The organism is Rathayibacter sp. AC451 (assembly GCF_979253095.1).
In genome coordinates, this window is record NZ_CEEDBD010000001.1 from 1 (window position 1) to 19,457 (window position 19,457).

The window sequence follows — 19,457 nt, forward strand, 5'->3', positions numbered from 1 at the left end:
GCTGTCGATGCGGGGCACGGTTCCGGCCCAGTCGTTCATCGCGTCGAGCACGGGCCGCAGACCGTGACCGACCGGAGTCAGCTCGTACTCGACCCGCGGAGGGATCTCCGCGTAGGCGGTGCGCGTGACCAGCCCGTACGTCTCGAAGCGCCGCAACCGGTTGGTCAGGGTGTGCGCGCTCACTCCCGGCAGCGCCTTCATCAGGTCGCCGAACCGCATCGGGCCGTTCAGGAGCTCGCGGACGACGAGCGTCGCCCAGGGGCCGTCCAGGAGGGTGAGGAAGCGCGCTATCCCGCACTCGGGCCACTGATCAGCGGAGAACGACATCGAATCGGCCCTCTCATCATTACTGCAGTTGACGTAACCGGTGCAACGTCTGCAGTAATGCTCTCATGACCTACATCGTTCACGGAGCGACCGGTGCGCAGGGCGCTCCCGTCGCCGCCGCACTCCTCCGCTCCGGCAAGACCGTCACCGCAGCCGTCCGCACCCCCGGTGCCTTCACTGCTGGACCCGCCGTCGCTGTCGACGCCTCCGACGTCGACAGCCTCGTCGCGGCCTACAGCGGTGCCGAGGGCGTCTTCATCCATCTGGCTCTGGGATCTCCGACGCAGCAGCTCGAGCACGCTCGGTCGATCGCCGCGGCCGTCGACCGGGCCCGCCCCGCGCGAGTGGTCTTCTCGACCAGCGGCTACCCGCTCGGCGAGACGGACGACAGCCCGCACGGGGTCCTCGCGCGTGGGCTCGCCGCGACGGGCATCCCGACCGCGGTCCTCGCGCCTCGCCTCTACCTGGAGAACCTCCTCCTCCCGCCGGTGATCGCCTCCGTCCGTGAGCAGGCCGTCCTCCCGTACCCGATCCGGGAGGACTTCCGCGTGTCCTGGAGCTCGCACCTCGACGTCGCCGACGCTGCCGTGCGCCTGTTCGAGCGGACCGACGTGGCCGGCGTCGTCGCCGTCGGCGCCCTGCCCGGACTCCTCGGCGAGGATCTCGCCGCCGGCTTCACCCGCTACTTCGGGAAGGACGTGACCTTCCACGCGCAGACCCCCGATGAGTTCGGCGCGATGACGATCCCCTTGTTCGGTGAGCAGGGGATGACTCCCGTGATCGACTCGTACCGCTGGCGCGCCACGCAGACGGACGAACTGATCGAGGAGGCGCGCAGTGCGCAGGTCCTGCTGGGACTCTCGCCGCGCACGGTGGAGCAGTGGCTGCAGGACATCGACGCCTGAGCAGTTGATCATGCGGTGACGGACGTCGTGGCGTTGCGGGGCGGCGTCGCGACGTCCGGTGAGGCAGGGCCCGTTCACCCGTGTCAGGTGGCATCACTGCGCCAGGACCTGGGGTGGCATCCCGTGACTCCACTTCGACGCCGGCGTCGTCGCCCCGCTGCTGGGGAATCGTCGAAGAACGTCCTCGGTGCTCGGCCTGCACCCTCGGTCGATACTCGGGCGGCTGCGCGACGTCGGGTCCGCCCCTGAGGGAGGCCGCTCTCAGCGAGCAGGCCTCCCTCTGATGCGCCCGGTATCAGCGGCGCAATGCCGCATCGAGTGCGTCGCGGATGTCCTCCACACGATGGACGTCGAGCAGCTCGCCGTCGACGAGGATCGACGGCGTGCCCCGTACGCCGAGTTCTCGACCGGCGTCGAAGTCGTAGCGGACCCGCTCGAGGGTCGACGGGTCGGCCACGTCGGCGTCGTACTGATCCAAGTCGAGGCCGATCTCTCGGGCGAGCTCGCGGAAGAGCGCGGCCTGCGGTTCGCTGCTGCCGGCCCACTCGGGGTGGGTGTCGAACATCAGCTGGTAGAAGTCCTCGAACCGGTGCTGGCGTGCGGCCGCCTCGACGGCGACCGCGGAGGCCTCGCCGCTCGCGTGCGACGGGAGCGGGAAGTAGCGCACGGCGAACGTGACGCGACCCGCGTAGTCCTCCCGGAGCTCCTCGATGCCGGGGTGCAGGGCCGCGCAGGACGGGCACTCGAAGTCGAGGAACTCGACGAGGGTGACCGCTCCGTTCCCGGCGTCATCCAGGACGTGGCTGTTCGGGGCGAGGGCGATCGTCGGTGCCTCGCTCGACGGCGAGAACGGGCGCAGGACTGCGAGTGCGACGACGAGTGCGACGACGGCGAGAAGGGCCGACGAGGCGGCGAGGACGATCTTCGTACGGGTGCTCATGAGAGAGCCTCTCTGCTGGTGGGGCGTGCTGATGAGGGGGAGGACGGAGCGCGCAGTCTCATGGCGCGGACTCCGGGTCCGTCGGGGACGGTGCGCTGGGCGGTCCGGCGGGAGGTGCCGGCACGCTCGGCCGCTGCGAGCCCGTGTTCCGTGCCTCCAAGACGCCGAGTCGGTCGTTGTACTGCGAGAGCTCGGCCTCGCCGTCCCGGTCGGCGCGGCGGTCGTAGCGGCGCGCTGCGCGCTCGTCGGAGCGCATCCACTGGGTGAGGACCACGAGGGCGATGAGGACCATCGGCAGCTCGCCGGCGCTCCAGGCGATGCCTCCGCCGACGCCCTGGTCGGCGAGGAGGGCGGTGGTGTCTGTGTAGTCCATCGCCGTCCACCAGTCCTCGCCCAGGACCGTGGTCTGGGACATGATCGCCAGGCCGAAGAAGGCGTGGAAGGCGAGCGTCGCGAGCATCACCAGGAGCCGGAGGACGTGGCCCGGCCGCGCGGGCCCGGGGTCGACTCCGATCAGGACCCAGAAGAAGAGGTAGCCGGTGGCCAGGAAGTGCACGGTCATGAGCACATGGCCCTGGTGGAAGAACATCGCCCACTCGAACCAGCCCGTGTAGTAGAAGGCCACGAGGCTCCCCGCGAACAGCACAGCGGCGACCGGGGCGGAGGAGAGGACGCGCAGGTAGCGGGAGTGCACCAGCGCGAGGACCCACTCCCGCAGCCCTCTGCCACCGTCGCCCCGCACGGGCAGGACGCGCAGCGCCAGGAGCACCGGTCCGCCGAGGACGAGCAGCGGCGGGACGACCATCATCAGCAGCATGTGCTGGATCATGTGGGTGCTGAAGTGCACCTGCCCGTAGACGCCGGGACCGCCGCTCGTCGTCCACGCGAGCACCGCGCAGCCGACGACCCAGGCGAGCGTGCGGCCGAGAGGCCAGGCGTCGCCGCGTCGGCGGAGCCGGTTGACGCCGACGAGGTAGAGCACCGCGCCGACTGCTGCGATCGCGAGCCAGACGGCGTCGATGTGCCACTGGGTGAGCATCCGCCACGGAGTCGCTTCGGGCGGGTACGGGAATCCGAGCAGCCCGCGGCGGGCATCGCCGACGACGGGGTCCTGGGGCACGGGTGGGGCGCTGTTCGACAGGGCGACCGAGACGCCGATGGTGAGCGCCATGACGACCAGCTCGCCCACGGCGATGCTCGTGAAGGCCCGTCGGTCGGAGGGGTCCTCGCGCAAGCGGGGCAGCACCCGGAGGCGGTGCCACGCGCCCGCGCCGCCGAGCGCGAGCAGCGCCGCGGCCTTCACCAGCAGCAGCTGCCCGTACGGGGTCGCGAGATCCGCCGGGCCTTCCACGCGGAGCGACGCGTTGACGAGTCCCGAGAACGCGACGGCGCCGAACGCCCAGCCCGCGAGGACGGAGTAGCGCGACGCGACCACTCCGATCTCGGCGCCGACCGCTCGGCGCAGCAGAACAATCGCGACGAGCCCACCGGCCCAGGCGGTCACTCCGACCAGGTGCACGGCGACGCTGTTGACCGCGTTCGCGTGCTCGTCGGAGCCGGAGGCGTGCCCCGACAGTGCGAGCGGGAGCAGCGCGAGAACCGCCAGGGCGTTCGCGGCGGCCACCCAGGCGAGACGCCGGGCCAGCATCGTGATCAGCAGCACTGCCGTCGCACAGCCGATCGAAGTGACGAGCGTCTGCCCGAGTTCGAGCTCGGTGGCGTAGAAGAGGAACTGCGTCCGGAACCCCGGACTGTCCAGCGGCTGCCCGATCGCGTTCGCCGCAGTGAAGACCAGCACCGCGATCGCCGACGCGACCCAGGTGGCGGCCGCCCAGCGCGCCCAGCGCAGGGCCCGGTCCTGCGAGTACGAGACCACTCCGGGGGCGATGCGCTGACCGGGCAGGAGGAAGACCGCCGCGGTGAGCAGCCCGATGGTGAGCGTCGCGGCGATGTCGTGCACGGCTCGGGAGGCGGGCAGGCCCTGCCTGACGAGTCCGCCGGGGTCGATGAGCAGCGGCGGCTCGGCGGCTCGCGTCATCGTCAGTGCCAGCAGAGTGATCGTGACCGCCGCGGGGACCGCCAGCAGGAGGACCGTCTCGACCGGTGGGATCGTGACGGTGACGGGATGGGGTGCGGGAAAGTCGTCGGTGCTCGATGTGTGCGCCACAGGGGCGGCTCCCTTCGAGAGCGGTCCGCGAGGGCACCGCTCATCGGCTCCTGAGCGCCCGGGGGAGGACGCGCGGGAGTTCTCTCCGAGGGGACGCGGGACGCTCGCGCTTGGACGGCCCGATCGTGTCGGACGTGCAGGCGCAGCGGCCGTGCACCGGTGCGGGGAGTCCGCTTCCCAGTGCGCGTCAGAGGTCAGGAGGCGGGAGGAGCCGGCGGACCGCGTCGAGGGAGGTGTCCGGGGAGGTCCCCGCAGCGACCGGGAGGATGTCGCGCTGCTCGAACGCCCGGGCCGTCGCGGGCGCCGGGGCGGGCACGGGGAGGAGGACGAGCGGTGCGAACCGGGCGGCCGCGTGCGCCGTCGTCTGCGCCACGGCGAGGAGCAGGGTCTCGCCGCGGTGCAGGACGGCGATCGTCACCACCGCGGCGACGGCGTGCGAGAGCTGCATGGGCGCGTGACCCGCCGACGCCGCGGCGATCCCGCTGACGTCGACTGCGGCCGAGTGCTGCGCGTGCCCGCCGGTACCCGACGGACCGGACGCTCCGAGCTCGAAGAGCGAGTGGAAGAGGAGCTGGCTCGCCCCTACCGAGAGCGACACGCGCAGGAGCGAGAGCCGACGGCCCGCGAGAGCCGTGCAGATCAGCACGGACAGCACCAGCGGCGCGAAGACTCCGAGAGGACCGGGAGCGTCCCCGCCGCCGACGACGTGCGAGAACAGAGCGGCGAAGGTCGCCACCACCGCCGCGGCGAGACCCCGGAGGGTGCGCAGCTGACGGGAGGCGGACATCTGCTCAGTGTCGCAGATGGCGACGAGGCGGGCTTCGGGAAGCCACGACCTCCGAGCTCCTCCTCGAGGAGGTCAGCAGAAGCTCTGCCGGTTGCCTGCCGCAGCTGACGGTCGCCCGGTGAGGGTGGGGGCGCGTTCCGGGATCGGTGATCCGCGTTGTACTCACGTCGTTGTTCACGGTAACATGGTGAAATTCCGTCGTTCACAAGGATGTGACATGCGCCGTTCCCGTCGCACTGCCCTGCTCTCCGGAGCCGTCTGCGGACTGCTCCTCGCCTCCGGTCTCGTCGCGGGCGGAGGAGCGGCCTCGGCCGCGACCCCGCCCGCCCCCGCGGCCCACTACCCGCTGAGCACCGACCTTGTCGACACCGCCGGCGACTACGACGGCCGTGCGGTCGGCGCCGTGACCTGGGCCGACGGCCTCACCCTGCCCGGCGGCTCCGGCACCGGCCCCCACGCGAGCCTCCCCGCCGCGGTGGTCACCGACCAGGGCGAGGACCTCACCGTCTCGACCTGGGTGAAGCGCGAGGTGCCGAACGGCAACTACTCCGCCCTCTTCTTCGGCACCGCGGCGAACCCCGACGTGCCGACGAACTACTGGCTCCTGAACCCCTCCAACCCGGGTGGCTCCGCGAAGAGCGTGTTCACGAACGGGGCCAGCGCCTCCCAGCCCTGGTCGACCGAGGTCGGGCCGTCCTCGGCGGCGAACTCGGTGCCCGCCGCGCCTCGCTCCCAGTGGGCGCAGTACACCACGGTCATCACGGCCGACTCGATCCGCGGCTATCTCGACGGCGTGCCGATTGGCCCGGCGGTGCCGAAGACCACGCGCATCGCCGGGTTCGCCGGCCCGCTGAGCGTGCTGATCGGGAAGAGCAACTACCGCACCGACCCCACCTACGCCGGGTCCTTCCGCGACCTGCGGGTGTTCGACGAGGCGCTCACTGCCGAGCAGGTCGCCGCGCTGCACTCGGCCGACCTCGTCGCGCCGACCGTCCAGCCGTCCGGCGTCAGTGGCACGTCGACCGACGACAGTGTGAGCGTCTCGTGGACCGGCGCGCCCGCCGGCTCCGGCCGCGCGCCCGTCTCGGGCTACCGCGTCACCCTCACCCCGGTCGGCGGGGGCACCGCCGTCACGGAGTCGCTCCCCGCGACCGCCCGCACCGCCGTGCTGCGCGGGGTCGCCGAGGGCACCTACACGGTCGCCGTGCGCGCCGAGAACGCGGCGGGCACGGGTCCCGCCGCCACGGCCGCCGCTCCCGTCACCTCGGGCCCGGCCCGCTCCGACGCCGTCTGGGTGGCCGCCGCCCGTGCCGCGCTGCTCGCCGCTCCCGCCTTCTCGGCCGAGGAGCGCGCGCGGGTCTCGGGCGCCGTGACACTGCCCGGTACGCTCGCCGATCTGCAGGGCCGCGACGCCGAGCCCGGCGCCGACCGCGTCGCGATCGCCTGGACCTCGTCGGACGACGCCGTCGTCAGCGACTCCGACGCCCCCAGCGGCAGCACCACGGAGGGGGTCGCCGACATCGTCGAGAAGGGCGCGGTCGTGCGCGGCGCAACCGACGCCTCCGTGACGCTCACCGCCGTGATCAGCCGCGGCTCCGCGACCAGCACGGTGGCCCTGCCGCTCACCGTCCTCGCCGCTCCCGCCGCAGCCGAGAACGAGGCCTACCTCTTCGCCTACTTCAGCGGCAACTCCACCGATCAGCAGCAGATCCGCTTCGCGACCACGAACGGCAACGACTCGCTCGACTGGACCGAGCTGAACGACGGCGCTCCCGTGCTCACCTCCTCCCAGGGCACCCGGGGCCTGCGCGACCCCTCGATCGTGCGCTCGGTCGAGGGCGACCGCTTCTTCCTGCTCGCCACCGACCTCGACATCACGAAGACCACCTGGCCCGAGTCGTTCACGAACGGGTCGAAGCACCTCGAGATCTGGGAGTCGACCGACCTCGTGAACTGGTCGGAGCAGCGCCACATCGAGGTCTCGCCCGAGTGGGCCGGCATGACCTGGGCTCCGGAGGCGCAGTGGGACGAGTCGATCGGGCAGTACGTCGTCTACTGGTCTTCGCGCGTGTACCCCGAGGGGCAGCCGCACGTGACGGGCGCTCCGGGCACCACCGACTCGCGCATCGTCTACGCCACGACCCGCGACTTCCGCACCTTCTCGGAGCCGCAGGTGTGGGTCGACTCCGGCGACCGCATCGACGCCACCGTGCTCAAGCAGGGCGACGACTACTTCCGCTTCACCAAGGAGGTGTCGGGGAACGCGGGCTGCCAGGACATCGTCACCGAGCGCTCGACGAGCCTGCGCTCGACCTACGTCGACTACCCGGTGGGCGGCGACTGGTCGGTCGTCGAGAACTGCGTGGCGCGGAACGCCGGCTACGACCAGATCGTCGAGGGACCGACCGTGTTCCCCGCGAACAAGGGCGACGTGAACGGCTCCGGCTACTACCTCTTCGCCGACTGGTTCACCGGCACCGGGTACCAGGCCTTCCACACCGAGGACGTCTCGCAGCCCGGCTGGACCTACCTCGACCCCGCCGTCGACGACCGGGTCTCGCTGCCCGCCTCTCCGCGCCACGGCTCGGTGATCGGCATCACCCGCGAGGAGCGCGACGCGCTGCTGGGCGCGTACCAGCCCGAGCTGCTGGTCACGTCGGTCGCCCCGGTCGCCCAGGACGTGCAGGTCGGATCGACGAGCGTCGCCCTCCCGGCGACAGTGCAGGCGACCTTCAGCGGCGGGCGCACCGAGCAGGTCGCGGTGGCCTGGGAGGCGTTCGACGCGTCCGTCCTCGATCGCGCCGGCGAGACCCTCGTGGTGCGCGGCGCTCTCGCGAACGGAGCGGCGACCCGGGCGGTCGCGACCCTCACGGCGGTCGGCGGAGTGGACGTGACCGCCTCGGCCGTCCCGCGCTGCGTCGCGGGCAAGGTCGTGCTGACGGTGACGACGACCAACCGCGGGACGGAGCCGGCCGCAGTGCGCGTCGTCACCTCCGCGGGCACCAAGTCGATCGCGGCCCTCGCGCCGGGTGCTCGAGCGACGACCACGTTCAGCACCCGCTCGACGTCCGTCTCCGCCGGTTCAGCAGCAGTGACCGCCACGACCGGAGGGGCGTCCACCAGCGTCTCGGCCCCCTACGGGGCACTCAGCTGCCGCTAGGACTCCCACCGACAACGACGCCGATCGGCCTGACGAGGGGGAATGCCGGGGCGGTGGCCGTGGAGGCGGTCCTCACCTCCGACTTCGGCACCAAGACCGTCTCGGTCGCTGCCGGACGGACCGTCACGCAGGCGTTCTCGACCCGCAAGGCGACCGTCGCCGCGGGCCCGGTGACGGTGGACCTCTCAGCCCAGTCCGGCGGCACGACGCGTCGGACGAGGATGCAGGCGGCGTACGCCCTGACGACCTGCAGCTGAGATCGAACGCCTCGCGGCGGGCCTGACGTCCGGCCCGCCTCTCGTCGTGTCCTCGGCCCTCCGATGCGGTCAGGGGCGTCGAGTGCGAGGGGTGGTGGGGGCCGGGTGCGAGCGCTCCGTCCCGCGAGATCGCCTCGCGCAGGGAACGACGGAGCCCCGCCGCCGCCCCGACCAGGGACGACGGCGGGGCTCCGCGGTCAGGTCACATCCCGTCGATGATCATCGCCTCGGTGATGTCGACGTTGCGCTCGAAGGCGAGTTCGGAGAACTCGTTCGAGTAGTTCAGGCCGTAGGGCCAGATGTGCGGGTTGCTGCAGTTGAGCCGGGCTCCTGCGCCGTCCCATGACTGGAGGAGGGCGACGGCGGTGGGGCCGGTCCAGGCTCCGTCGACGCACTTCGCGTAGTAGCCGCCGCTGGTGCCGATGCCCAGGGTGTGCCCCATCTCGTGGAGGGCGGTCCCCTCGACCATGTAGCGGCGGTCGGCCCCGAAGCTCATCACTCCGTCGAGGTTGGCCTCGGCCGTCGGGACGCCGGGGTTGTAGAACACGCGGAGGTGCTTGGAGATGCCGGTGCGGGCGTTGTAGCGGTCGACGGCTGCTCCGACGGCCGCGTCGATGCGGGCGTAGGCGTCGAGCTGGTCGGCGGTGGGATTCGCTTCGCGGTAGACGGTGTAGGTCACCTCGTCGACGGCGGCGTTCGTGATGCGCCAGCGCTGAGCGGTGCTGGTGGTGCAGGTCTGCTGCTGGATCACGGCGCCGTCGACCTGGGCGGAGTCCTTGTTCTCGATGCAGAGGCTGCTGTGGCGGTTGGCGATGCTGCTGTAGCCGTCGCCGACATCCGTGATGCTCCACTGCTGCACGGGCAGACCGTTGCAGGTCCACTGGCGCACGTCGGCGCCGGGGGTGGTGCTCCAGTCGTAGTCGTCGAGGCAGAGGCCGGAGTGGCGGTTCTTGATCTCGGCGAAGCCGGTGCCGAGGTCGCGGATCTCCCACAGCTGGTTGGCGCCCTCGAGGCAGTTCCACTGGCGCACTTCGGCGCCGGGCGTGGTGTCGAACCGGTAGTCGTCGAGACAGAGTCCGCTGTGCTCGTTGCGGATCTCCTGATCGGTGCCGGTCGCGACGGGGGTGGCGGCGGCAGAGGGCGTGCTCACTCCGAGTGTCGTGAGGCCGACGAAGATCGCGGCGGCGAGGGCGCCGAGCACCCGTGCTCTGCGCGGGGACGTCGTTGTCCTGGTCATGCGTGTTCCCTTTCCCTGGAATCCCGTGGCCCGGACGGACGACGGGAGGCTCGTGACCCCTGGAGACCGCCGACCGCTCTCGAGGAGCGATCGGCGGCCTCTCTGAGGTGCGTCACCGCGCGAGTGCTGCGGTGAGGCGCGCTGGTCTTCGCGCGTGGGGGGAGCGGTCAGCCGCAGCGCAGCGCCGGGTACGCCGCGCTGATCGGTGCGGTGGCCGCACCGACCGTCGCCGTTCCCGACAGTGAGCCGGCGGTGACCGACGCAGCACGGGTCGAGATGGCGATCGTGCCGGTCTTCCCTGCGCCGACCAGCTGCGTCTTCTCGCCCCAGGGGGTGCTCCAGCGGATCGACGCACTGTCGGTGCCGGTGTTCCTGGACGCGATCGTCAGGACGACCTTCCCCGAGATGCATCGCGCGGTGGCGCTGGAGGTGACCTTCGCCGCGGAATCCTCGACCACGACGGTCGTGCGGACGGTCCGGTTGGCCGTCGCGACCTCCTCCGCACGGGTCATGTCGAGCACGGGGAGGCCGTCGGCCGCCCAGTGGATGCGGCGGAGGTAGGCGTCGCGGTTCGTGCTGCCGTCGGCGCGCGCGTGGAACACGAGCACCTCGTTGCCGTCCTCGTCGACCGTGAAGCTGTTGTGCCCCGGGCCCCAGAGGTTCGCGACGGGGTCGCTCTTCACCACCGGCGCGTCCGACTTCGTCCACACCGACCGATCGGTCAGATCGGCGCCCGAGGGTGCGACCATGAGCCCGATCGCGTAGGTGCGGTCGACGTTGGAGGCGGAGTAGGTCAGGAACACCTTCCCGTCCCGGAAGATCGCCGTGGCGCCCTCCGCGACGTTGCTGGTGTTCGTCTCCCAGCCCAGCGACGCGGTGATGAGCTTGCGCGGCTCGCTCGTGAGCCGCCACGGGTTCGCCGGATCGATCGTCGCGATCCAGAGCTCGGCGTCGCCGACGACTCCGCCGGTGATGTAGCGCTGCGACCACGCGACGTAGGTGCGTCCGCCGTCCTGGAACGCGGTCATGTCGAGGCTGATGCCCGGGTGCTGCGCGTCGCGCTGCAGAGCGGAGCCGTCCTGCTTCAGGACCGGTCGGGGCGCCTCCCAGTCGGCGAGAACGGTCGGGTCGCCGCCGGTGCGGAGCTTCTGCGCGTAGGCGGTCACCCGCTGCCAGTCCACGGCGCCGATGCACGGCGAGAAGAAGGCGTAGAGCTCGCCGCCGAGCTCGTGCAGCTCCGGTGCCCAGTAGCAGCCGGCGATGCCGGCGGTGCCCTTCTGCACGATGACGCTGTCGGGCGCGGTCCGCAGGCCCTCGATTGTCGGGGCGCTGCGGAGGAACATGCCGGGCTGGTCGTCGCCGCGGTCGTCGGTCGAGATGAAGAGGTAGCGGTCCTTCCACTTCAGGATGTTCGGGTCGGCCTCGGCCCGGAGGAACGGGGCGGCGTAGTCGCGCTGCCGCACGGTCCCCGAGACCTGGTAGGTGCCGGGCTTCGAGGTGTCGACCGCGGCGAGGTCGGCGGCCGACCAGTCCACGGGCAGCTGCTTCGTCGATCCGTCGGTGTACGAGAGCGTCGCCGTCCCGGGCGTCGGCACCGCGGCGCCCTGGGCGACCGTGGTACCGGCGACCTGGACGGTGGTGTTGCGGAGGCGGCCCAGGCGGTTCTCGAGGCCGGTCGCGGCCGGGGCGGGGAGCACCAGGACGTTCGAGGGCACCGCGCCCTCGATCGTCGTCGTGGCGGCGGGGTCCGACAGGGTCAGCCCGCCGGCGCGGAGGTCGCCGCGGGTGGCGGGGTCGGCGAGATCGCCGAACGAGCGCGAGTACTCGGCTCCCTGGGCGTCCTTCCAGGTGACGCGGTAGACGCCGGCGGCCGAGTCCCAGACGGCGCGGGGATCGACGGCCGCGGACACTCCGAGGTCGAGGAATCCGGCCGGCTCGTACGCCACGAGGTCGGTGGAGGTGAACAGCAGGGGAGTGCCGCGGTGCGCGGGGTCGACGTCGCCGTTCGCGAGCGTGCGGGTGGCGAGCACGCCGTAGCCGCCGTCGGCGAGCGAGAACACGTACGGGTCGCGGAGCGTCCGGGTCTCGACGAGGTCGAGTGTGCCGGTCGGCTGCGCGTCGGCGAAGAGCACGCCGTAGTTCTCGTTCAGGGCGGTGGTGCCAGTGCGGGTCGCGCCGAGGCCGAGGTGCATGCTGTACGCGAGCTTCGGGCCGTAGACCTGAGTGGCGAGGGGCGTGCGCTCGTACGAGAGCAGGTAGCGCGCCTGCGCCGTCGGGAGGACCCGGACGTCGAACGCCTTGGCGCTCGTCGCGGTGCCGGAGCGCAGCTGGGCGGTGACGACTCCCGAGACCGCGGCCGAGCCGGTGACGCGGAGTGCGCCGTCGACCACGCCGAGACCGGCGGTGCTCGTCGTCCAGGTGATCGTCGAGCCGGTCGGGGCGGCGGGCAGGACCTCGCCGTCGGCGACGGTCGGACGCAGGACGACTCCCTGCGCGAGCGCGTCGAGATCGGCCTGAGGGTTCTGCGTGGCGACCGTGAGCTCGAAGGAGCGGCTCGTGGTCGCTCCGCCGAGCGCGAGCGACGCGGTCAGCGTGACGGGCACGTCCGATCCGCTACTGGGCCGGGTGACGACTCCGGTGCTGCTGATGCGGGCCGGGTCGGAGCTCGTCCACGTGATCCGGGAGCCCTGCGCACCCGTGGTCGGGAGGCGGAGGTCCGCGGTCACTCTGCCGGGTCCGAGGTCGATCGCCGCGGCGTCCGAGGCGAGTGCCGCCGTGCGGACGGCGGGGTCCACCCCGGTCCAGTAGGCGTCCGAGACCTGCTGGGCGGTCAGCGCGGAGGTGCGGATCTCGAAGTCGCGCACCCCACCGCGGTAGAAGGGATCGGGGTAGGAGGAACGGCCGATGTACCCCACGAGATTCGTACCGAGGGCGGACACGGAGCGGTTCGTCGTGACCTGCGAGATGAGCCGACCGTTGTAGTAGCCGGTGAGCTTCCCGGGCTCGAGCACGGTCGTGTAGAGGCCCCACTGCGCGTCGGTGGTCGGGCCGGCCGGAGTGCTCGAGCCCGAGATCCCGGCCTCGGTGGTCCACGGGGCGGAGGGGTTGCTGCTCGCCGTGATGACGGACTTGAAGCGGCCGGAGGGGTCGCGCGGGTTGAGCAGCCAGTACTGCGACGGCAGGTTCTCGGTCGTGCCGAAGAAGGCCGCCGCGTAGTTGCCCGCGCCGGTGTCGTTGCGCAGCCAGGACTGGATGGTGAGGGTGTCGCGGCCGTCGACGAGGCCGCGGGGCATCTCCACGTACGCGGCCGAGCTGCCGCTCGCGCCGCCGGGGAGGCGCAGCTCGTCACCGACGACGCTCGCTCCGGTGCCCCGGAGGACGGCGTCGCGGCCGCCGCCCGAGGAGTCGGGGACGGTCGTGCCGGTCAGCTGGGAGAAGTCGTACTGCACGAGGAGGTCTTCCGCCGCGGCTGCGGGTAGAGCGGGGAGGGTCACCCCCGCTGCGACGACGATCGAGGCGAGGACCCCGGTGAGGGCGGTCCTCCAAAGACGGACGGAGGTCATCGATACTCCTTCGTATCTGCGGCGCCGCTCGGCGCCGTGGTGGATCGAGGTGGACGCACGAGCGCGGCCGGAAGCCGGGCGGGAGGACGCTGAGCGCCCTCCCGCCCGGAGTGGTGCCGTCAGCTGCAGCGCGCGGCCGTGTACGTCGCGGTCACCGGCGTCTGCACGCCGCTCGCGGTCGCGGTCCCCGTGAGGGTCCCCGCGGCCACCGACGTGGCGCGAGTCGAGATCGCGAGGGACGAGGTCTTCATCGCGCCCACCTGCTGCACCTTCGCGCCCCAGGGGGTGCTCCAGCGGATCTCGGCGGCGCTGGCGCCCGTGTTCTTGGCGGTGAGGGTGACGACGACCTTGCCGGCGACGCACCGCGAGACGGCCGTGGCGGTGACCGGGGCGGTCGAGGCCTCGACGATGACGGTGGCGCGGACGGTCCGGTTGCCCGGCGCGACCTCCTGCGCCTTCGTCAGCGACAGATCGAGTGCGCCGTTGGCGCGCACGTTCACGGCCTTGAACCAGGTGTTGCGGTCGGCGTCGAAGAGGCCGCCTGCGCCGTTCGGGTCGCTGGCCTGGTGCGGCTCCGGGTAGGGCCGCGCGTGGTAGGCGAGGAGGAGGTTCCCGGAGGTGTCGTGGAGGAAGGAGTTGTGCCCGCCGCCCGCGTGGTCCTTCGTGTAGTAGTCGTCCTCGTCCGCTCCGATCCGCCCGGCGGAGGTGTCGTTGGTGGTGAGCACGGGGAACGGCGTCTGCGTCCAGCTGGCGGGGTTCTGCAGGTCCGCGGTGGCGTCTGCACTCAGCATGCCGAGGGTGTAGAACTTGTCGACGGTCCCGCCGGAGTAGGTGATGTGGATCTTGTCACCCTGCTGCACCATGAACGGCGCCTCGACGATGCCCTGGTCGCGGCCCTCGGTGGTGTCGGACGGAGTGGGCGACTGCTTGCCGATCTCCCACGGCTGGCTCTCGCCGTAGACGCGGCTGAGCGTTCCGTCGACCAGGGGGACGGTGCCCTTGGGTCCCTGCTTCACCTTCGAGATCCGGATCTGCTTGTCGATCGGCATGACCCAGTAGCCCTGCTTCGCCCCGGCCTCCATGCGCTCGAAGTAGCTGACGTCGAAGGCGGCGCCCTCGAGGATCACCGGCTCGCCCCAGTTGCCGCGCTCGAGGAATCCGCCGGCCGCGATCGACGCGTCGGTGCCGGTGTAGGGGATCAGGACGGTGTTGTCGCACCAGCCGCCGACGGGCGCGTAGCCCTTGTTCATGCCGGCGACGATCCACCAGGTGCCGTTGATCTTGTGGAACTCCTGCGCCCAGATGAAGCCGCCCCAGCCGTAGTGCGTGTTGGGGAACTCGCCCTCGCGTCCGGGAGTGCCGGCGTCGGGGTCGAGGACGATCTGCTCCGGAGCGTCCTTGAGACCCTCGATCGTCGTCGCGCGCTTCAGGCCGATCTTGCGGTAGCTCTGGCTCTCGTTCACGGGCTCGAGCGAGGACTGGGCGTAGTGCGAGCCGGTGAGGTAGTAGTAGCCGTCGTCCTCGTTGAAGAACACGTGCGGATCGGCGCGGGCGTCGCTGACCATCTCCTCACGGTGCTGCTGCACGGTGCCGGTGACCTCGTAGGTGCCGGGCCGGGTCGTGTCGAGCGACTCCTCCGCCCAGTCGACCGGGAGGTTCTTGGTGGAGCCGTCGTTGTAGTCGAGCACGACCTGGTCCGGGAGTGCGGTGTCGACGGCAGCGGCGGTCGCGCCCTGCGGCACGCTCGCTCCGACCGGCTTCACGCCGGTGTTCTGCAGATCGACGTAGTTCTTGTAGAAGAGGTCGAACTCGGTGGTCGTGAGGCTGAACTCGCTCGCCTGGTTCTGAGTGGTGAACGACGGGAGACCCGCGCCCTGCACGCCGAGAGTCCGGGCGTCGGCTCGGGTCGTGGCGCCCGGGGTCGTGCCCGCGGCGAGGTCGTTCAGCAGCGTGACGCGGCCCTCGCCGGTGAGCAGGTCGGTCCAGAAGACCTTGTACTTCTGCGCCGCGGCGTCATGGACGATGCGCGGATCGGTGACGACGGAGCCCGGTGCGAGGCGGATCGCGCGCTGCTGGGTGAGCGAGCGCCCGTCGGGCGAGGTCCAGAGGTAGACGGAGTCCGTGGCGTTGTTCTGGCCGGCGACCGCGCCGAGGGACCCGTCTGCCGTGCGGAACAGGCTGGGCGAGCCGACCTGCGCGTTCGGACGATCGGCCTGGTTGCCGTCGTTCGCCACGGAGAGGATCGCCTGCGATCGGTTCAGCGGCTCCCACGTGCTCGCGCCGGTGGGCAGCGCCGCGGCGTAGAGCGCGTCAGCGCGGCGATCGTCGTTGTAGGCGATCGGATCGTCCTTGACGCCGTTCGTCGTGGTGACCGTCTTGACGTAGGTCGCGATGCGGCCGCCGGGAGCGACGAGGCGCGCGTCCCAGGCGAAGGTCTGGGCGACGCCGTCGACCGCGGCCTGCACGCGGACGGCGACCGGTGCCGAGGTGAGCCCGGTCGTGTCGACCGCTCCGTTCGCGGCGATGCGGGCGGCGCCCGCGCCGGTCGCGCTCCAGGTGATCGTGCGTCCGAGCACCTGCGAGGGCAGGTCCGAGAGGAGCGTCGACGGCACGGCGAGCGCCGCTCCGACATCGGTCGCGACCGTCGTGCTCTCGGCGCCCAGCTCGGCGCTCGTGAGCGCTCGATCGTAGACGCGCAGGTTGTCCAGGAGTCCGGTGAAGTACTCGCCGCCGCCCCAGTTCGCCTTGCCGACCTGCAGCACGCCCCCGGCCGCCCCGAGGATCTGCGTCAGGGTCTTGCCGGACGCATTCACCGCCACCGGCTTCCTGTCGACGTAGACGCGGGCCGTGGAGCCCGAGATCACGAGGTCGACGTGCTTCCACGCCGTGGTCGCGCTCGGCGCGGTCAGGTTGCCCGAGGTGTCGCGGCTGCCGGCGTTGTCGTAGCGCTCGACGGTGATCCCCGTCGTGCGATCGAGGATCCCGAGGTAGTGCTCCTGCGCGAACTCCTGGCGCACGGCGGAGCGGGCGGCGAAGACCGACCAGCCGGTGTTGGTGGTCGAGTCGGGCCTGCTGTCGTACGAGAGCGTGATGCTGTCGCGCCCCTTCAGCAGGGGAGTGCCGTCGGCGGCCTTCACGTCGAGCCAGAACGACGGGGAGAGGCGCACGGCCTGTCCCTGCCCCTCCTGCCCTGCGACGAGGGCTGCGGTGCCCTGCACGCTCGCGCGGGCCGAGCGGTCCGTGAACGCACCGCCGCTGGGCGCCGCGTCGAACGTGAACGAGCCGAGCAGGCTCTGCTCGGGGGTCGGAACCGCGGCCGCGGCCCCGGTCTCGGCGGCCGCCACGGGCACGGTGCTGCTCGCGACGAGCGCGGCGGCGGCCAGGGCGGCGATGGTCAGGGAGCGTGTGCTCGAGTGTCGTCGTCTCGTCCTCATCGACAAGAGTCCCTTCGGGTTCGTCTTCGAATCCGCGCCGCTGCGGTCTGCCTGCTGGTGATCGAGATCGACGAGAGGGTTCCGCGCGGTGTGGTGATCGGACCGTATCGTTAATTGTTCACGGTAACAAGGCAGACGGATCGCCGTGTCGTCTGCGTTGCAGACGAGGACCCGGCAGGACGGCGGCGCCCGCCCGGCCGGGTGGGACCAGTCCCCTCGTGGTCGAGGCTGAGAACCTGTTTCCGTGTTGCCAGGATGTCGAGTGGACGACGCCCGAGCACACTGTCGAGGATGTCGTCCGCTCAGGGCTCTCGCCCATCCCACCCAGAGCATCACGGCTAGCCGCTTCGGATCAGTGAATGGCGAGCTCGGTGCCGGCGACGGCTGAGGAGCCGAGGTCACTCTTCGGGAGGGCAGTGCCCGTCGAAACGGCGTCGGTCCAGGCGCCGGTGGTGCCGACGGCCGCGAAGTTCGAGTTCAGCAGGGCGAGCAGCGTGGTGTGCACGGTCTCTGCGTCGACGGAGCCGGCCGCGTTCGAGATCGCGATGGCGCCGGTCGCGTCCGACAGGACCTCGGCCGCGAGTCCGTGCGTCTCGGCTTCGGCGGCCGAGGCGAGGATGCAGTTGTTGGTCATGTAGCCGACCAGGGTGATGGTGTCGACATCGTGCCCGCGCAGCCAGGAGAGCAGATCGGTGCCGGCGAAGACCGTGCCGAAGCGCTTGGTGATCGACGTCCACTCGGTCGTGCGGCGGCGCTCGATCTCGGGGTGCAGCGCGAAGCCCTCTGTGCCGGGGGCGAAGACCGGAGCGCCCTCACCCGCGCTGTGCTGGAAGGCGGCGATGGGGATGCCGGCGGTGGTTGCGGCGTCGATCGCGGCGGCGATCCGGGGGAGCGAGGAGGCGTGTGGCGGGAAGCGGATCTCGAGAGGTCCGGCGAAGTACTCCTGCTGGACGTCGACGAGGATCAGGGCGCGGCGGGGTGCGGTCATGGTGTCGTCTCCTGGGTGTGCGGGGCGGTGCTCCGATCCTGACGGCGGATGCTCGGCGCGACCAGTGGCACACCGGCACCCCCTACGATGGATCCGGGCCAAGCGGAGGAGGTGCCCGTGCGGATCGCGATCCACGCCGTCGACGGCGTCACGATGTTCCACCTCTCGGTGCCGCAGACGGTCTTCGACGAGGTCCGGCGACTCGGGATCGCGGAGTGGGAGACGGTGCTCTTCGCCGACCGGCCCGGCTCGATCCGCACGGCCGAGGGCTACCGGATCGACGGTGTCGAGGGTCCGGAGGCGGCCGGAACCGCCGATCTCGTGGTGATCCCCTCCTGGATCGACGACGGACGCGCGCCCGGCGCGGACCTCACCCGCGTGCTCCTGGACGCGCACGCTCGCGGCGCGTGGGTCGCGGGTCTCTGCCTCGGCGCGCTCGTCCTGGCCGACGTCGGCCTGCTCGACGGCCGTGCGGCGGTGACCCACTGGCAGGCGGCGGCGGGGATGGCGGCGCGCCACCCGTCGATCGCGGTGGACGCCACCGCCCTCTACCTGGACCTGGGCGACGTCCTGACCTCCGCGGGCACCGCGTCCGGTCTGGACGCCTGCCTGCACGTGGTCCGCAGCGCACTCGGAGCGGAGGCGGCGAACCGGGTCGCGCGCAGCCTCGTCGTCGCGCCGCACCGCGAGGGCGGGCAGGCGCAGTACATCGAGCGGCCGCTGCCCCAGGAGCCGGAGGACGACCGCATCGCGCGCGCCTCCGCCTGGGCCCTGGCGCACCTCGAGGAGGAGCTGAGCGTCGAGCGCCTTGCGGCGGTGGCGCTGATGAGCCGTCGCTCGTTCGTGAGGGCGTTCCGTGCGGCGACGGGGACCACTCCGGCCTCCTGGGTGCGCTCGCGCAGACTCGATCATGCGCGTCGGCTGCTCGAGACGACCGATCTGACCGTCGACCGCATCGCGGCGGACTGCGGATTCGGGAACCCCGTCACGCTGCGGCAGAACTTCGCGCGGGCGTTCGGCAGCACGCCGTCCGGGTACCGGTCCCGCTTCGGCGCCCGGTGACGAGGCGTGCACCCTTGGCGGCAGCGAGGGGGTGCGCGCGATCACGCGCCCTTCTGGACCGAGGTGCTGATCGGCGTCTCGTGAGCGAACAGATCGAGGACCGGGCAGTGCGCGTCGACCGCGCTGCGCAGCTCCTCGTATCGCTCCTCCTTCTCGGGGCCGGTGAGGGTGACGGAGAGGCGGACAGCGGTGAACCCGGCACGCACCGCCTCGTCCTTGCCGAAGAGCCGGGCCGCGTCGAGGTCGCCCTCGGCCTGCACGTCGATGGAGTCGAAGGGGATCCCCAGAGCGTGGGAGTAGAGGCGGAAGACCACGACCTGGCAGGAGATCAGCGCGCCGAGGGCGACCTCCACAGGGCTCGCGGCGACGTCGTCGCCCGCCAGAGCCGCGGGCTCGTCGACGAGGAACGAGTGCCGGCCGGCGGTGATGCGGCTGGCCACGGCGCCCTCGCCGCCCCCTCCGACCCGGTAGGTGAGGTGGGCGGACGAGCGGTCGGCGTCGATCCGCTCGCCCCACGCGGTGGACGCGGCGTCGAGGCGCTCGGAGCGGAGCGCGGGGGAGGAGTCCAGGGTGATGGCGGTGTCGGTGAGGGTCATGCGGACACCGTAGGCAGACGAGCCGGACTGATCG

Annotated in this window: 13 protein-coding genes; 4 read left to right on the forward strand and 9 right to left on the reverse strand. The window is 71.7% G+C overall.

Annotated features, from left to right (window positions below; genetic code table 11):
* A partial coding sequence (locus tag AC0CID_RS00005; RefSeq protein WP_465225329.1) for a winged helix-turn-helix transcriptional regulator occupies positions 1-327 on the reverse strand: 327 nt, incomplete at its 3' end.
* 65 nt (positions 328-392) lie between these two features.
* Here AC0CID_RS00005 and AC0CID_RS00010 point away from each other — a divergent pair.
* Positions 393-1,232 (forward strand): SDR family oxidoreductase, encoded by an 840-nt coding sequence (locus AC0CID_RS00010; protein WP_465225330.1) that lies wholly within the window; start codon positions 393-395, stop codon positions 1,230-1,232.
* Positions 1,233-1,527: 295 nt separating this feature from the next.
* Here AC0CID_RS00010 and AC0CID_RS00015 read toward each other — a convergent pair whose 3' ends face one another.
* The 3 genes from AC0CID_RS00015 to AC0CID_RS00025 form a co-directional block, all read right to left on the reverse strand.
* Positions 1,528-2,172, reverse strand: coding sequence for a DsbA family protein (locus AC0CID_RS00015; protein WP_465225331.1), 645 nt, complete (start codon positions 2,170-2,172; stop codon positions 1,528-1,530).
* Positions 2,173-2,230: 58 nt separating this feature from the next.
* Positions 2,231-4,339 (reverse strand): bifunctional copper resistance protein CopD/cytochrome c oxidase assembly protein, encoded by a 2,109-nt coding sequence (locus AC0CID_RS00020; RefSeq protein WP_465225332.1) that lies wholly within the window; start codon positions 4,337-4,339, stop codon positions 2,231-2,233.
* Between the two features lie 187 nt (positions 4,340-4,526).
* A complete protein-coding gene (locus tag AC0CID_RS00025) occupies positions 4,527-5,126 on the reverse strand; it encodes a hypothetical protein (protein ID WP_465225333.1) in 600 nt (199 codons plus the stop codon).
* Between the two features lie 217 nt (positions 5,127-5,343).
* Between AC0CID_RS00025 and AC0CID_RS00030 the strand changes: the two genes are divergently transcribed.
* A complete protein-coding gene (locus AC0CID_RS00030; RefSeq protein ID WP_465225334.1) occupies positions 5,344-8,286 on the forward strand; it encodes a LamG-like jellyroll fold domain-containing protein in 2,943 nt (980 codons plus the stop codon).
* A 53-nt stretch (positions 8,287-8,339) separates the two neighbouring features.
* Positions 8,340-8,543 (forward strand): hypothetical protein, encoded by a 204-nt coding sequence (locus AC0CID_RS00035; protein WP_465225335.1) that lies wholly within the window; start codon positions 8,340-8,342, stop codon positions 8,541-8,543.
* A gap of 202 nt (positions 8,544-8,745) precedes the next feature.
* Here AC0CID_RS00035 and AC0CID_RS00040 read toward each other — a convergent pair whose 3' ends face one another.
* The 4 genes from AC0CID_RS00040 to AC0CID_RS00055 form a co-directional block, all read right to left on the reverse strand.
* Complete coding sequence (locus AC0CID_RS00040; RefSeq protein WP_465225336.1) at positions 8,746-9,780, reverse strand: RICIN domain-containing protein; 1,035 nt, start codon at positions 9,778-9,780, stop codon at positions 8,746-8,748.
* 167 nt (positions 9,781-9,947) lie between these two features.
* Positions 9,948-13,343, reverse strand: a complete 3,396-nt coding sequence (locus AC0CID_RS00045; RefSeq protein WP_465225337.1) for a family 43 glycosylhydrolase — start codon at positions 13,341-13,343, stop codon at positions 9,948-9,950.
* A 119-nt stretch (positions 13,344-13,462) separates the two neighbouring features.
* Positions 13,463-16,777 carry a LamG-like jellyroll fold domain-containing protein gene (locus tag AC0CID_RS00050; protein WP_465225338.1) on the reverse strand — a complete coding sequence of 1,105 codons (3,315 nt, stop codon included), beginning with the start codon at positions 16,775-16,777 and terminating at the stop codon, positions 13,463-13,465.
* A gap of 352 nt (positions 16,778-17,129) precedes the next feature.
* A complete protein-coding gene (locus tag AC0CID_RS00055; protein WP_465225339.1) occupies positions 17,130-17,765 on the reverse strand; it encodes an isochorismatase family protein in 636 nt (211 codons plus the stop codon).
* A gap of 117 nt (positions 17,766-17,882) precedes the next feature.
* On the opposite strand from AC0CID_RS00055, the gene AC0CID_RS00060 reads away from it, so the two are divergent.
* The gene (locus AC0CID_RS00060) at positions 17,883-18,827 is read left to right on the forward strand and encodes a GlxA family transcriptional regulator (RefSeq protein WP_465225340.1); all 945 of its coding nucleotides are present in this window, start codon (positions 17,883-17,885) and stop codon (positions 18,825-18,827) included.
* Positions 18,828-18,868: 41 nt separating this feature from the next.
* Here the strand turns inward: AC0CID_RS00060 and AC0CID_RS00065 are convergent, their stop codons facing one another.
* A complete protein-coding gene (locus tag AC0CID_RS00065; protein WP_465225341.1) occupies positions 18,869-19,423 on the reverse strand; it encodes an OsmC family protein in 555 nt (184 codons plus the stop codon).
* Positions 19,424-19,457: the final 34 nt, after the last annotated feature.